7 protein-coding genes and 3 pseudogenes are annotated in these 15,702 nt (G+C 56.7%); 4 read left to right on the forward strand and 6 right to left on the reverse strand.

Annotated elements, in window-relative coordinates:
• Positions 1-312: 312 nt before the first annotated feature.
• Positions 313-3,258: a hypothetical protein gene (locus tag QPJ95_RS18300; protein WP_270921174.1), complete on the forward strand. Its 2,946-nt coding sequence runs from the start codon at positions 313-315 to the stop codon at positions 3,256-3,258.
• Positions 3,259-3,460: 202 nt separating this feature from the next.
• On the opposite strand, the gene QPJ95_RS18305 is transcribed toward QPJ95_RS18300, so the two are convergent.
• The 3 genes from QPJ95_RS18305 to QPJ95_RS18320 form a co-directional block, all read right to left on the reverse strand.
• Positions 3,461-3,664, reverse strand: coding sequence for an Arm DNA-binding domain-containing protein (locus tag QPJ95_RS18305; RefSeq protein WP_270921173.1), 204 nt, complete (start codon positions 3,662-3,664; stop codon positions 3,461-3,463).
• A gap of 410 nt (positions 3,665-4,074) precedes the next feature.
• Positions 4,075-4,632, reverse strand: coding sequence for a hypothetical protein (locus tag QPJ95_RS18310; protein ID WP_270921172.1), 558 nt, complete (start codon positions 4,630-4,632; stop codon positions 4,075-4,077).
• A 403-nt stretch (positions 4,633-5,035) separates the two neighbouring features.
• Complete coding sequence (locus QPJ95_RS18320; RefSeq protein WP_286018175.1) at positions 5,036-10,876, reverse strand: right-handed parallel beta-helix repeat-containing protein; 5,841 nt, start codon at positions 10,874-10,876, stop codon at positions 5,036-5,038.
• Positions 10,877-11,146: 270 nt separating this feature from the next.
• On the opposite strand from QPJ95_RS18320, the pseudogene QPJ95_RS18325 reads away from it, so the two are divergent.
• A pseudogene (locus tag QPJ95_RS18325) lies at positions 11,147-11,322 on the forward strand (IS6 family transposase); the annotation flags it as partial.
• Between the two features lie 167 nt (positions 11,323-11,489).
• On the opposite strand, the pseudogene QPJ95_RS24350 reads toward QPJ95_RS18325, so the two are convergent.
• Positions 11,490-11,704 (reverse strand): annotated as a pseudogene (locus QPJ95_RS24350) (hypothetical protein); the annotation flags it as partial.
• Positions 11,705-11,901: 197 nt separating this feature from the next.
• Between QPJ95_RS24350 and QPJ95_RS18335 the strand changes: the two are divergent.
• Together QPJ95_RS18335 and QPJ95_RS18340 are read left to right on the forward strand one after the other, a co-directional pair.
• Positions 11,902-12,774, forward strand: a complete 873-nt coding sequence (locus tag QPJ95_RS18335) for a hypothetical protein (protein WP_270921204.1) — start codon at positions 11,902-11,904, stop codon at positions 12,772-12,774.
• 148 nt (positions 12,775-12,922) lie between these two features.
• Entirely contained in the window at positions 12,923-13,357 is a 435-nt protein-coding gene (locus QPJ95_RS18340; RefSeq protein ID WP_270921205.1) for a hypothetical protein, read from the forward strand.
• A 431-nt stretch (positions 13,358-13,788) separates the two neighbouring features.
• Here the strand turns inward: QPJ95_RS18340 and QPJ95_RS18345 are convergent.
• A pseudogene (locus QPJ95_RS18345) lies at positions 13,789-14,650 on the reverse strand (IS5 family transposase).
• Between the two features lie 241 nt (positions 14,651-14,891).
• Positions 14,892-15,698 (reverse strand): hypothetical protein, encoded by an 807-nt coding sequence (locus tag QPJ95_RS18350; protein ID WP_286018176.1) that lies wholly within the window; start codon positions 15,696-15,698, stop codon positions 14,892-14,894.
• Positions 15,699-15,702: the final 4 nt, after the last annotated feature.

The raw sequence follows: 15,702 nt of genomic DNA on the forward strand, positions 1-15,702 counted from the left end.
CGGCTCAAGCCTATCCGCTACCGCTCCGGATTCCAGAGATGAATCCATAACCTCAATTTGTCGAGAACTGCCCGCCAGCGTCGCAATCCAGGGCAGCCTCAATAACCGCTTAACTTTGGTCCGCCTAATTTTCGGAGCGCTTCTGAAAGTTTCACTTGAATGAATCAATTTTGAGGCCTAGCATGCGCACCTCAATTGCGGATGGCGTCGCATTCGCTGTTGCCAGGTGCTGAATGTAACTCCACTAATTGTGCCTCCAGCACCCCAGCTCACGCGAAAGCGGCGAAAGTCCGCCCTTCCGGGAGTAGTACTATGGCCTTTAGAATTGAAGCCGAATCTTTTTCGAGAGACGTCGCATTCAAGGTCAAGTCACTGGCCCCGGCCTCAGCCAACCAAGTCTTGCAGGCCGACGGGAGCGGAGAGCAACGAGCTTCCTACGTCTTTGACCGCTCGGCCGGCACCTACGCCCTCACCATTGGTTATTTCGACGAGAACGATGGCGTCTCCAGTTTCGGCGTCTTCGTCGATGGCGTCGAAATCGACAACTGGTTGTGGGATGAGGATCTCGGAAGCGCATTCGCCAACAATATGACGGCCACGACCCGCACAATCACGGGCGTCCAGATCAATCAGGGCGAGGCGATTGAAGTGGTAGGAATGAAGGACGGCGGCGAACCGCTGCGCTTTGACTTCGTCGACTTCGCGCCTTTGGGAGCCGATGTGATCGCGCCCGAGGTCGTTAACGTCATGGCGCCCGACATTGGGCTTGCGCAGGCCGGCACTGCATCAACCGAGATCAGCGTGACCTATTCGGATAATGTCGCGCTGGATGTCTTGTATTTCGACATTGATGATATCAGAGTAACGGGACCTAGAGGCATTGACGTGGACGTCATAGGCTTCTCCGTCGATACACCGTCGGACGGAACTCCGCGCACCGTCACCTACACGATCGAGGCCCCGGGCCTCACTTGGGATCCCGCCGACAATGGATTCTATTCGATTTCGCTCGAAGCCCTTGAGGTTCACGACACCTCGTTCAATGCAGCGCAGGCGATCGTCGACCTGGCCTCGTTCACCGTCGCCATTGATGACCAACCCCCGCCCCCGTCTTTCCGCATCGAGGCGGAAAACTTCACGCGCGACGTCGCGTTCCAAGTGAAGTCACTGGCCCCTGCATCAGGCGACCAGGTTTTGCAGGCTGAAGGGCAGGGCGAGCAGCGTGCCTCTTACGTCTTTAATCGTCCGACCGGCACCTACGAACTCACCATAGGATATTTCGACGAGAATGATGGTGTCTCCAGTTTCGGCGTCTTCGTCGATGACGTCGAAATCGACAACTGGTTGTGGGATGAGGATCTCGGTAGCGCATTCGCCAACAATATGACGGCCACGACCCACACGATCCAAGGTGTTAACATCAATATGGGCGATGTGATCGAAGTCGCTGGAATGAAGGACGGTGGCGAGCCGCTGCGCTTTGACTATGTCGACTTTGCCGGCGCTTCAGGTGTCGAGACGATCATCTACGACCCGTTTTTGAGTGAGTTGCCCAATGTCGAAATGGAGGTCCGGCGCGGTCAGGATATCGCACTGCTGACGCCGCTGGCCAATGCCGACAGGTACGATGACGATGCCCTTGACCTGATCGTCGACGCACTCGACGAGGGTTGGAACTTCTACCGCCAGATCACCGGACGCGAACCAGCATTGCTTGCTGGGCGTCATATCGATGGCCTTGGCACAATCGCGGTAGTCGAGCGGACCTGCGGCGCCGGTTGCGCCTTTCTGGGTCTTACAGGAATCGAGATCTGGGCACAGCCATACTTCAACGAATGGATGCATGACAACGTCCGCGACAACAACCAATACGATCAGATCCTGTTTTATGAATTGGGGCGGAATTTCTGGTTCTATTCCGACCAGATCGGTGCCATGCCGATCAACGTGCCGGTGACCTTCGCCGTGGCCAACCGCTATTTCGCGATAGAGGCGGCCGGTCTCGACCCGGCGCCACACGACAACAGCATTCCTTATGATGCGTTGCGGGACGAGCTTCTCGACGATCTGAGCCAGTACTATCTTCAGGATCCGGCGCTTGACTGGAGCAACACGATTGATGTGAACGACGCTCCCGACATCCCTGGCGGCATGTTTGACTGGGATGGCTCCGGCCTGCTGGTTTCGTTCCACGCCCGGGTCATGGAAGACTTCGGGCAGGAGGTCTATGGGGAAATGTGGCAGACCATAGGCACTGCGGCGGCCACCAACGACCCTGACATTGCCGCCGACACCTATCTCAATGCCGCCTCCTCTGCCTCCGGGATCGATTATGGCTTCCTGCGCAAGGAGGGTGGAGAGGTCTTTGTCATAGGTGATTCCGGCGACAATCAACTTCAGGCGCCCGCCGCCACGCCCGGCGCGCGGCTGATCATGCATGGCTTTGCCGGCGATGATCACGTCGTTGGCGGAAATGGGGATGAATTCATCTTCGGTGGCGCGGGGAACGACCATCTTGAGGGCCGCACTTTGGTGGGCGGCACCGGCGACGACTTGCTGGAAGGCGGCAGTGATAACCACGAACTCTTCGGAGGACCGGGCAGCGATACCTTCTCGGTCGGGAACTTGGTCAGTGGCCGTCCCTGGGGCTGGTCGGATGTCAGAGACTATGAACCCGGGATCGATGTGATTGATCTGGGTGGTTACAGCATAAACTGGTTCAGCGAGCATAGTTCGGGAGTAGAAATTAACTTTGGACCCGACACCGATCACGAGGGGGCCGGAGATACCATATTGGTGCACGGTATAACCGATTTCCGCCAGATCACCTTCGTCAATACCCCGGCTCCGCCGTCGCCAATCAGGGTTGAGGCGGAGGACTTCATGATAGATGGGGGTTTCGTCGTGAGTTCGCTCGGCGGAGCTTCCGGCGGGCAGGTTTTGAAGGCGGGTGATGCGGGGCAGCAACTTGCGAGCATTAACTTCCCGGGGCCGAGCGGGCCATACGATGTCGTCATCGGTTACTACGACGAGAACGACGGCGAGGCCAGCTTTCAATTCACGATCGAGGAGTCCCAAATCGTCGATTTCGTCTGGGACCAGGATCTGGGAAGCCCGCTCGCCAATAGCATGACCAAAACCACCCGGGAGATCGATGACGTTCCGATCAGCAATGGCGACATCATGCAGTTTTATGGGTTCGGTGACGCCGGCGAGCCGCTGCGCATTGATTACGTCGATTTCATCTTCATCTTTTAGGTGACAGCATTTTGGAGGGATTGAAAAGCGGTTTGCACGCGATCGGCTTGACCCGCATTGTTGGCGCTCAAAGTTAGTGCAGGGCGCGCTGGTTTCCATCGTTGCAATGCCCCTTGAGCCGCAGGAGAAGTCCGCTTTGTCCCGCAACTCGGTTATTCGTCAGATTACAGCGAATGACCGGAATCCGCCCTTTGTGCCGATCTCACGTCAGTCGGTACTTTCCTCGTGCCTTACCAATTCTATCCTCGGCAGGGTCTTCGCCCTTTGCGACCTGTCCCATGCCTTCCTTGGCGAGTTTGCGCGCCTCGTCCACGGTAATCTTGCCATGCCGCCCGATGGACACGCGCCGGGTTCTTCCACCTTTGCGACATTGCGCCTGATAGGTCTGGGCTCTTGATGGCGTCACACGCCGCCCAAAAGCCACCGGGCCATTTTAGATTGCGGACTGGTCCTGGTCTCTCGATTGGCCGCGTAGGGGGGGGCAGAAATGCCCTCTCAGGCCACCTGAAGGCTGGCGAGGTGCAACCACCCACTTTGCGAAATCAGCCATTCTGGGGGCATCTGAGGGGCTCACCGTTTCAATTCTGGAAAGAGCGGTCAAAACCGAACCCAAAAGCGCCCCCAGAATGAAGGGGGCGGCTTAGGGCCGATAGTGACCGTGATGGAAGGGGGCGGTCTGATTGCTGCGCCATGCACAATTCGACTTGAAGGGCGGGTTCCGGACCTTCGCTGCGGTCAAGTCCAACGGCAGCAATGCGCAGTTAGGTGGGATTCACCCCGGTTCGAAAATGCAGATATCTAGGAAGTTATGGGATATTAAGAATCTACGTCTTTGAGCAATTCATCCTCGATATTCTCCGGTGCAGAAACGAGAGACTCCCCCAACTCTTTGAGGCCGAGAATGGGTGCCGACCGCATTTTTTCTTTTGCGGTTGCCTGAGTTAAATCAATTTCAGATAATTTCCCAGTCAGTTTTCTCATATGTGCGTAGCAACCAATGTCGATCGCGAATGCTTGATAAGATCCTTCTTGAGATTTATGGGTGAGCGCGTCGGCACAGCTGTGAATAATGCGATAGTCCATCAATCGGAAAATTAGTGCTTTCACGCTATCATCTTGCTGAAGAACTTTTTCCGCTATCAGAAAAACATTAGTTTTCCTTCGCAGACAAAATTCTCTGATCGAATATATACCTTTAAGTAACGCATCTTGTTCATCATATTGAGAATCCTGCTTGAGCTCGTCTATACGTCTCTCAAGGTTCGCCTTGCTCAATAGGCGGACTTCATCCTTTCCGATTCTTGTTTCTGCACCACTCCCCAAGACATCTATAAAAAGCGACAGCACATCACGTGGAACTCCGCCACCGGCCATAACGAGGCGTGAAAACCCATCTCCCTTGAACTGATCCCCGAGAAGCTCTTCGGAAATATTGGCTCGCTTAGTGGATTGAACAAACGGGCCGAAGTTTCACATCAACCTACACGTCGACGAGAGCGCCGAATGGGCCGGTTCAAGCCGCTTGGATCAATGCAGCATTTTCTGTCCGTCCACGATGCCATCTACAACCATTTCAATCTGCAACGTCATCTGATCTCTCGCCCAACTTTCCGTCAAACGCGCGCCTCAGCCTATGTGGCGTGGAATGAAATCGTTACTGCGTAATAGCGGGAACTTTCCACTTTGGCGGTCCACTAAAATTAACGTATCAACGCCAATACGACTATCGCAGCATTTTGTACGGATCTGCGAAAAGGAAAGTTCGCTAAAGTTGCATCTATCCGATCAGTTCGTCAACATACACAAAGTCGATATAGTCGGTGCGCAGCGGCTCGCTGCCATCCTTGAGGCCGACGAGCTCTATCACGTCGCCAGCCGACAGTGACACGTTGGTGATGGCGTGTTCGGCCAAAGTTGTCTGGTCGGCAAAGGCGGACCCGGCATCGGCATTCCAGATAAACGTGTCAATCGTGGTCCCGTTAACCAGGGCGCTCATTTGCGACTGACCGTCGGATTCGTCGTAATGGCCAATGCCCAGATCGTAGATACCGTCGGCTTCGGTGAAGGTATACGAGGCCCGCTGCTCGCCGCTGCCGCCGGCCTGCAGATACTGATCGTTGGACGCCAAGCTGTTGTTCCTGACATTGAAGCCGCTGACAATGTCGAAGGTTTCGGCCTCGATCCGGAACGGTTCGGGCGGCGGCACGGTCAGATCAGCCGTGAATGTTGCCATAGACGGGTCGGCCACCACCGAGTTGCCGCTGGTGTCCTGCACCTCGCTGTTCAGAAGCGCAACGGTATAGTTGCCGTCGTCGGCAAGGTCCCACGTGCCGCCTGGCGCGGTCACCGTATAGGTCGCCGTCCGCGGGGTTCCGGCGATGCTGGTGTCGACACTAACGCCGGTCACCGCAAGGCTGCCGCCCGGCCCGGTCACGGTGATGTCACCGATGTCGATAGTCGACACGTCAACGGCCACGTTGTCCGAGAAGACAACGGTGATGTCGGTGCTCACCTCACCGGCCTGGACAGAGCCGATATTCGGCGCTGAAGACGACTGCACGACAGGCGCGGTCGTATCGGCACCATCGACCGTGAAGGCCGTCATAGACGGGTCGGCCACCACCGAGTTGCCGCTGGTGTCCTGTACCTCGTTGTCCAGAAGCGCAACGGTATAGCTGCCGTCGTCGGCAACGTCCCACGTGCCGCCTGGCGCGGTCACCGTATAGGTCGCCGTCCGCGGGGTTTCGGCGATGCTGGTGTCGACACTAACGCCGGTCACCGCAAGGCTGCCGCCCGGCCCGGTAACGGTGATGTCACCGATGTCGATGGTCGACACGTCAACGGCCACGTTGTCTGAGAAGACAACGGTGATGTCGGTGCTCATCTCACCGGCCTGAGCAGAGCCGATATCGGGCGCCGAAGACGACTGGACGAACGGCGCGATCGTATCGTCACTATCGACCGTGAATGTTGCCATAGACGGGTCGGCCACTACCGAGTTGCCGCTGGTGTCCTGCACCTCGCTGTCCAGAAGCGCAACGGTATAGCTGCCGTCGTCGGCAACGTCCCACGTGCCGCCTGGCGCGGTCACCATATAGGTCGCCGTCCGCAGGGTTCCGACGATGCTGGTGTCGACACTAACGCCGGTCACCGCAAGGCTGCCGCCCGGCCCGGTAACGGTGATGTCACCGATGTCGATAGTCGACACGTCAACGGCCACGTTGTCCGAGAAGACAACGGTGATGTCGGTGCTCATCTCACCGACCTGGGCAGAGCCGATATTCGGCGCTGAAGATAACTGGACGACAGGCGCGGTCGTATCGCCGCCACTGACCCATGTGAAGTCGATATAGTCGGTGCGCAGCGGCTCGCTGCCATCCTTGAAGCCGACGAGCTCTATCACGTCGCCAGCCGACAGTGACACGTTGGTGATGGCGTGTTCGGCCAAAGTTGTCTGGTCGGCAAAGGCGGACCCGGCATCGGTATTCCAGATAAACGTGTCAATCGTGGTCCCGTTTACCAGGGCGCTCATTTGCGACTGACCGTCGGACTCGTCGTAATGGCCAATGCCCAGATCGTAGATACCGTCGGCTTCGGTGAAGGTATACGAAGCCCGCTGCTCGCCGCTGCCGCCGGCCTGCAGATACTGATCGTTGGACGCCAAGCTGTTGTTCTTGACATTGAAGCCGCTGACAATGTCGAAGGTTTCGGCCTCGATCCGGAACGGTTCGGGCGGCGGCACGGTCAGATCAACCATGAATGTTGCCATAGACGGGTCGGCCACCACCGAGTTGCCGCTGGTGTCCTGCACCTCGCTGTCCAGAAGCGCAACGGTATAGCTGCCGTCGTCGGCAACGTCCCACGTGCCGCCTGGCGCGGTCACCATATAGGTCGCCGTCCGCGGGGTTCCAGCGATGCTGGTGTCGACACTAACGCCGGTCACCGCAAGGCTGCCGCCCGGCCCGATAACGGTGATGTCACCGATGTCGATGGTCGACACGTCAACGGCCACGTTGTCCGAGAAGACAACGGTGATGTCGGTGCTCACCTCACCGGCCTGGACAGAGCCGATATTCGGCGCCGAAGACGACTGGACGACAGGCGCGGTCGTATCGGCACTATCGACCGTGAAGGCCGTCATAGACGGGTCGGCCACCACAGAGTTGCCGCTGGTGTCCTGTACCTCGTTGTCCAGAAGCGCAACGGTATAGCTGCCGTCGTCGGCAACGTCCCACGTGCCGCCTGGCGCGGTCACCGTATAGGTCGCCGTCCGCGGGGTTCCGGCGATGCTGGTGTCGACACTAACGCCGGTCACCGCAAGGCTGCCGCCCGGCCCGGTAACGGTGATGTCACCGATGTCGATGGTCGACACGTCAACGGCCACGTTGTCTGAGAAGACAACGGTGATGTCGGTGCTCATCTCACCGGCCTGAGCAGAGCCGATATCGGGCGCCGAAGACGACTGCACGACAGGCGCGGTCGTATCGGCACCATCGACCGTGAAGGCCGTCATAGACGGGTCGGCCACCACCGAGTTGCCGCTGGTGTCCTGCACCTCGCTGTCCAGAAGCGCAACGGTATAGTTGCCGTCGTCGGCAACGTCCCACATCCCGCCTGGCGCGGTCACCGTATAGGTCGCCGTCCGCGGGGTTCCAGCGATGCTGGTGTCGACACTAACGCCGGTCACCGCAAGGCTGCCGCCCGGCCCGGTCACGGTGATGTCACCGATGTCGATAGTCGACACGTCAACGGCCACGTTGTCCGAGAAGACAACGGTGATGTCGGTGCTCACCTCTCCGGCCTGGGCAGAGCCGATATTCGGCGCTGAAGACGACTGGACGACAGGCGCGGTCGTATCGCCGCCACTGACCCATGTGAAGTCGATATAGTCGGTGCGCAGCGGCTCGCTGCCATCCTTGAAGCCGACGAGCTCGATCACGTCGCCAGCCGACAGTGACACGTTGGTGATGGCGTGTTCGGCCAAAGTTGTCTGGTCGGCAAAGGCGGACCCGGCATCGGCATTCCAGATAAACGTGTCAATCGTGGTCCCGTTAACCAGGGCGCTCATTTGCGACTGACCGTCGGATTCGTCGTAATGGCCAATGCCCAGATCGTAGATACCGTCGGCTTCGGTGAAGGTATACGAGGCCCGCTGCTCGCCGCTGCCGCCGACCTGCAGATACTGATCGTTGGACGCCAAGCTGTTGTTCCTGACATTGAAGCCGCTGACAATGTCGAAGGTTTCGGCCTCGATCCGGAACGGTTCGGGCGGCGGCACGGTCAGATCAACCGTGAAGGTCGTCATAGACGGGTCGGCCACCACCGAGTTGCCGCTGGTGTCCTGCACCTCGCTGTTCAGAAGCGCAACGGTATAGTTGCCGTCGTCGGCAAGGTCCCACGTGCCGCCTGGCGCGGTCACCGTATAGGTCGCCGTCCGCGGGGTTCCGGCGATGCTGGTGTCGACACTAACGCCGGTCACCGCAAGGCTGCCGCCCGGCCCGGTCACGGTGATGTCACCGATGTCGATAGTCGACACGTCAACGGCCACGTTGTCCGAGAAGACAACGGTGATGTCGGTGCTCACCTCACCGGCCTGGACAGAGCCGATATTCGGCGCTGAAGACGACTGCACGACAGGCGCGGTCGTATCGGCACCATCGACCGTGAAGGCCGTCATAGACGGGTCGGCCACCACCGAGTTGCCGCTGGTGTCCTGTACCTCGTTGTCCAGAAGCGCAACGGTATAGCTGCCGTCGTCGGCAACGTCCCACGTGCCGCCTGGCGCGGTCACCGTATAGGTCGCCGTCCGCGGGGTTCCGGCGATGCTGGTGTCGACACTAACGCCGGTCACCGCAAGGCTGCCGCCCGGCCCGGTAACGGTGATGTCACCGATGTCGATGGTCGACACGTCAACGGCCACGTTGTCTGAGAAGACAACGGTGATGTCGGTGCTCATCTCACCGGCCTGAGCAGAGCCGATATCGGGCGCCGAAGACGACTGGACGAACGGCGCGATCGTATCGTCACTATCGACCGTGAATGTTGCCATAGACGGGTCGGCCACTACCGAGTTGCCGCTGGTGTCCTGCACCTCGCTGTCCAGAAGCGCAACGGTATAGCTGCCGTCGTCGGCAACGTCCCACGTGCCGCCTGGCGCGGTCACCATATAGGTCGCCGTCCGCAGGGTTCCGACGATGCTGGTGTCGACACTAACGCCGGTCACCGCAAGGCTGCCGCCCGGCCCGGTAACGGTGATGTCCCCGATGTCGATAGTTGACACGTCAACGGCCACGTTGTCCGAGAAGACAACGGTGATGTCGGTGCTCACCTCTCCGGCCTGGGCAGAGCCGATATTCGGCGCCGAAGACGACTGGACGACCGGCGCGGCCGTATCGACACTAACGATCAGCCCGTTGATGTAATCCTCGATGTTGGACACGCCGTTGCCGTCGGCATCCTCATGTGCGTCAGACACGTCAGGATTGGTGCCAGAAATTACTTCGTGGGCGTCCGGTATCCCATCGTCATCCCGGTCGCTCGGGGCTTCGGTGTTGGGCACAGAATCGTAGCCGCCGACGTCATCTGGGGAGTCGATAATACGACCGGTCCCGTCAATCACCGTCTGGATGATCCGTTCATCGGTTACGGTCAGCGACGGATAGCGAGCGCCGGCATTCGCCAGGACGTGGTCGAAAACCTCGGAAGACGACAATACGGTGACATTGCTTGGGGTGAACACGTAGCTGTCCGAGATCTTGGACATCGCCGGGCCATCGACTTCGGCGACGTTGTCTTCAAGGTAGTAGCCAGTGTCAGAATGTGGCTCCAACAGCAGAATGGCCGCGCGGTCGACGGAATCCTTGCCTGCGATGTAGACGTTGCCGATCAGATGTGCGGTGGTGCCTTCGTGCCCCTTAAAGCCTGTATCTCCATAGTTGTAGACAAGGTTGTTTATGAATTCGATGCTCTTCGCGTCGTCTTCAACCATGATGTTCCGGAACTGGTTGTGGGCAATCAGGTTGCCAACGATCGTGACATTCGAACTGCCATCGCCAATCAGCAGGCCCATCGAGTGGTCGCCCTTGGGGTGGAGCGAGTTTCGCAGCGCCTCGGCCATAATGTTGTTGGAGATGGTGATGTTTTGAGATCCGTACAAAACCGTGACAAGTTCGTCGATCGACCAGCTGAACGAATTGCTATCGATGATAACATTCTCGACGGTTTGATTTTTGTTGCCGATCGAGATCCCATCCCGGTTTTCAGGCTCATCACCTTCCCCGTCGCCGGGGCGGAACTGCAGGCCACGTATGATGACGTCACTTCCGATGACCCGGAGTTTGGCTCCGGTAATCGTTACGCCCTCGGGCGAGGTCTGACCGGCGACGGTGACGTCGCCATTGACTTTGATGGAGTCTGTCAGGGTGATTTGACCGCTGACTTCAAAGACCACGATCCGCGGCCCGTCGAGCTCTTCTAGAGCCCATCTGAGTGACCCGGGTCCAGAATCCGCGAGAGTGGTGACCTTTACGACCTCGCCGCCGCGTCCGCCATCTGCTTCGGCGCCAAATCCTTGTGCACCGTCAAAGGCCAGCTCTGCCTGCAAAAGATTATTGTCCATTAGGTTTCCCTCTCTCGATCTGGTAGCGTTTCGAGGGGCGGTGGATCTTGTTCCCCAACCGGGTTTTGAGCCGATTTACGGGGAGGCGACTTGCGTCGAATCCATGGTTTCATTATCGCAGATGGCGGCGACGGTATCCAGTCTGACGGATTCCAGTGCCATGTATCGGCGTGTCACAGCCTACTCATCGTTTTTTCCAACATTAGCGCGCGGAGCAGTGTCAGAAGAAACTGGCTTGAACAGGGCAGGGCGGGTTCGTAGCGTTTGCGGATGACCAAATCTTCGCCATTTAGCTACTTCAAACCAGTCCGGAGATCATCCTCTTGGCGGTGATAATGTATGTTCGTTTTACTCATTCGCTGCGAAATCCCGAAGGTTTGTTTCACGAACGTGGTATTGATGTTAGCCACGAGTCGGTCACATGGCACGCTCGCCGCACCCGACCATAAAGTTCCACTGAATACATCTCCCCACCCTCAGCTCGTTCGCCTTAGGTGTCAGACTGCGGAGTTTTGCTCCGCGACGGTCAGATCATCCGGCCGATTCAATGGGTATTTTGGGCTTTGTTGCACAAATCGGCCTGAGTACGGACTTCGCCTTCCCCCGGACGGATTTATCCTACGGCCTCAGTATGGGGTATGCCAAGAGCTGTGAAGCCATTGAGGATTGCGGCGCGGATTTGGATCTCAGCAACCTGGCGCTCGAAGTCTCTTGCGGAGAGGCGCTGACCTAAAAGTTTCATACAATGCATCCACTGCCCGGCAGGGTTATGCGAAGCATGATCCCGAGAGGGTTCGTTTCGACGCGGCTACGGCGGTGGTATCCGGTCAGGTGAAGTCAGTCTGCCACATCTCGTTAATGGTGGTGGCTTTGTCCGTGAACTCTTCGGCCGCTTTGATCACCACTTAATCTGGTGCGGTGATTAGGTCAGCTTTCTTTAGAATACGGTAAGCCGATGATACTACACACAAGAGAAGGTATTCTACTTGGGGAATGCCGGATGATAGGTAATAAAGTTTAAACTCATGGATTATGTCTTCTTTGGTTGCGGTCTTGTCATCGCATCTCTTTCCTTTTCTACTGGTGCCACAGCCCAAAGCTTTAGTGCCGAAACTGAATTTTGGCTTCAACAAGTAATCCCGTCTGGCGCGAAGGACGATGGCGTTTCCTGTGCTAATGGAGGCACGGAACTATGCTCAACTGCCAGTGGTGGTGGCGTCTACGCTGGGGGGCTGGTTACCTTTGAAAATGACCACCAGATCTACCTGGATTTCACCTATGATGAGCACGGTGAAACCCACAGCACTCCGTCCTCCCGGAACGATAACGCGCGGTATCATGGTTTCGGGCTGCACTATTCCCTCGGGTCCGAACAGGCTCCTTGGGGACTCTTTGCAACATGGGCAGATGCCAACAATCATGCCGATGACGAACACGGTGGCCCATTATTTGGGATTGGCGCTGAAAAAGCCTGGGGAAACACCTTTGTTCAGGGTGGATATATGCATATGGCAGGCGACGGTCTGGACCCAGATCATGACGGTATCGAGGATATGGCCTATATGAATATCGGTCACTCACATGCGCTGTTCAATGGTCTCCTCGTCGGCAACCTTGCCGCTGGCTTTGGCGATTTTGAAGAAAGTTCTGACCACGATGATGGCGAATGGCTTCAATTGGGTTTGCGATACCAGCAGCCGATTTCGGATAATTGGGGTTGGTTTATAGGCTATCAAGGGGATTTCGTAAGAGTTGGACGCGAATTCATTGATGAGCAAGCAACTTTTCACTCGGTTCTCTTTGGTCTGAATCTTAGTTTTGGCAACAAATCGCGCAGTCGTTTCAAAACTCCCAATTTCCGTGCTCCGATCGTCAACGCTGGAGAGCTAAACTCCTAAGTTTTATAACAAAGTCCCTGGCGCGCAGATCGAGATCCCGCGCCAGGTCTTCAGATCAAGCGTTCACGTCGATAACGACTCGGCCCTTAACCTGGCCCTTCAGGATATCTGCGTTCAGTTGGGTGATCCGAGTTAAAAGGAATTTCCTGTGCAGGATGCAATTAACCCTTCTTTTGAGGACCGTGTTCTGGCCCAGGTGGAACTCTTGGGCGCAGGATTGCCGCTGGAAGCTTTTGACGTCTGCTTTTCGGCAAGTGGTTTAATGTTTGCAAATGATGTTCTGTTTGCAAGCAGTGCAGAGGAAGGCCGAAAAAAGCAGGAACCGTTCATATCGGCTGCCACCTCAATACATGGGCTAATCACGGATTTGAGAATACATGTAGCGTCGGAAACCTGCGTCTTTCGCAACAAATCTAGCTTTGGCACGGGTGTCGGTGCTACGCACCAAATTGATGGCCTTTGCTGGCAAAAATGGATCGACGGAAGAATTTCAGAAGAACGGTATTATGACGGCCGTCTCATGTGCAAAATGATTGCCGACGGGATTTTGTCTGCACCTGAAGAGCTCAAGCCGAGCGGGTAAGCCTATCTGGGGGCCTGTCAGACAACGCGAACTGGTCTCTTCTTGGACGGAGTTGACTTTTTCGCGGCGAAGACCGGCTAGTACACTGCGGATCACCGCGTATCCTCCAGAGTAATTGATGGTGGGTGAACCGGCAAAAAGTCCAACTAAGGAGGCGGCAGATATGACAGGTGTTCGCAAATCTTCCTCTCTGCCACCGCGCTCTCGGCTACTGATATGTTCTGGCTATGAGGCCAGACCCTAAAACGTATAGGTGAGTCCAAAGGTGAGAAACGGATACCCTGAATCGACCTCGGACTGAATTTGATGCGCTTCGTTGACTAGGTCGTCGAGATCGACCGGATCGCCGCTCAGCACAGAAATTCCGACGTCGACCCGGCTTTGTTGCACAAACCGGCCTGAGGTTAGCGTCCCCCTTACCCTAGACGGATTTATCCTACGACAACAGTTTCGGGTATGCCAAGCGCAGTGAAGCCGTTGAGGATCGCGGCGCGAATTTGGATCTCGGCAACCTGGCGCTCGAAGTCCCGCGCAGAGAGGCGCTGACCGAGCAGTTTCACACAGTGCATTTTTGTCTCAATGCGGCTTCGGCGGTGGTATCCGGTCAGCTGTCGCCAAAGTGCTCGCCCCAGATATCTTGATGATCGAACCGCTTCGTTTCGCGCCCTGGCTCCCGGCGTGTCCACTGCCCGACAGTGCATGTCTGCATGCACGAAAGGGGGGCTTCCACAGCTTAGCGTTCTTGCGCGGCGGGATCACAGCATGGGCTTTACGGGCCGCAATCGCGTCGTGGCATTTGCGCGTGTCATAAGCCCCGTCTGCCGTATCGGCGCCAATCTCTTCATCTGGCGGGACCTGTTCGAGGAGTTCTGGCAGCATGGGCGCGTCCCCGATGCTGCTACTTGTCACTTCTATCGCCCGTATCTCCAGCGTTTCCTCGTTGATCCCCCTCTCGGGATCATGCTTTGCATGACCCTGCCGGCACAGTGTGCTGAAGTCCGGCACCGTCCAATCCAGCCCGGCCAATTCCAGCAGGCGTTCCACAAACCCGGTCGCCTGCCGCAAAGGCAAACCGAACAGCACTTTGATGGTCAAGCATGCTTGTATGGCCGCATCGCTGTAGGCCTGCTGACGCCCACGATGGCCTGAAGGCTTCGCCTCCCACGCCATCTCAGCATCAAACCAGATCGACGACGAGACGCGAATGAACTTCGGTCCTCCGCCGCGATGACGCCAGTTCTGCAAGGCGCGCACCGAGTAGCAAATCAGGCTCGCCGCTTCTTTTTCGTCCATCAAACGGTTATGGTCGATGATCGGGTCATTGTTCAGTTTAATCATGGGTTTATCTCCCGTTGCTGTGTCTGCTAATTGCGCCAGACTTCATGTGACAAAGGGATAAAGCAGCGGGGATGATGCAAATAGTCTGCACGATTTCCTTTAATCATAACGCATGAACGTAATGATTTATACCGTTGATTTAATTGAGTAAAAAAATACATGCTGGATAATCATCACACGCGATGTGATGATTTAGTTACCTGCGACCGGCTTTTGTCCAGCTTTCCGGCACTGTGTTGGCCCAGACGTGATCGAACTTTCGATTGGTTAGCTCTGGATATTTCTTCATCGCTTCCCTTTTGAAAGCGGTTTTGGTTTTTTCGCGGGGTTGCAGATCTCGCACCTGTTCTTCCAGCCACCGCCGCAAGAGTTCGGCGGTGGTCAAGACCGCGTTTCCGTCCTCTTGGAGTTCGAACATGCGGCCTAGCCAATCATCAAGCTGCGCGCGATCTATGAAGGCTGGATGCGAACCTGCGGGGGCCTTGTCGGCGGGCAGGGTGACTTGGGACAAGATGTAATTGATCGTTAGCCCATCTTCTCGAGCGCAATCATTCCATGGCACCAAACAGTTTCGACCAAATTGAACCATCAGCTCACCCGAGCAAAAAGCCGCGTTCAAGTGCCTCTCGGCAGCAGCTCGGCGGGCGAACCGTTCGCCATCTTCAATTTCGCCCTGGTTCGGGTTGGGTAGTGAGATAATTACCTCTCTATGGCCGGCTTGCTCCTGATAGAGCTTTGACAAGAGCGATGAGAAAATATCTCGTTCCACCATGGTTCGGCTGACATCAAATTCCGTTTTGATTTGGAGGATTTTTTTGAGCACGTTAGCCAAATTGGCTTCTGCCTCCTGGCGCTGCCGCTGGACATCAAGAAGGTCAGTCGGGGCAGGCTTGGCCCAGGCTTCGTCACCCTGCCAATCCTTTGGAAACTGTGCGCGACCTACTTCATCAAATGCGTGCAGTAATGAATATTTTGACCGCAGATCAAGCCGTAGATTTACCATATAT

Origin of the sequence: Parasedimentitalea psychrophila (genome assembly GCF_030285785.1) — a bacterium.
Taxonomy (GTDB): domain Bacteria; phylum Pseudomonadota; class Alphaproteobacteria; order Rhodobacterales; family Rhodobacteraceae; genus Parasedimentitalea; species Parasedimentitalea psychrophila.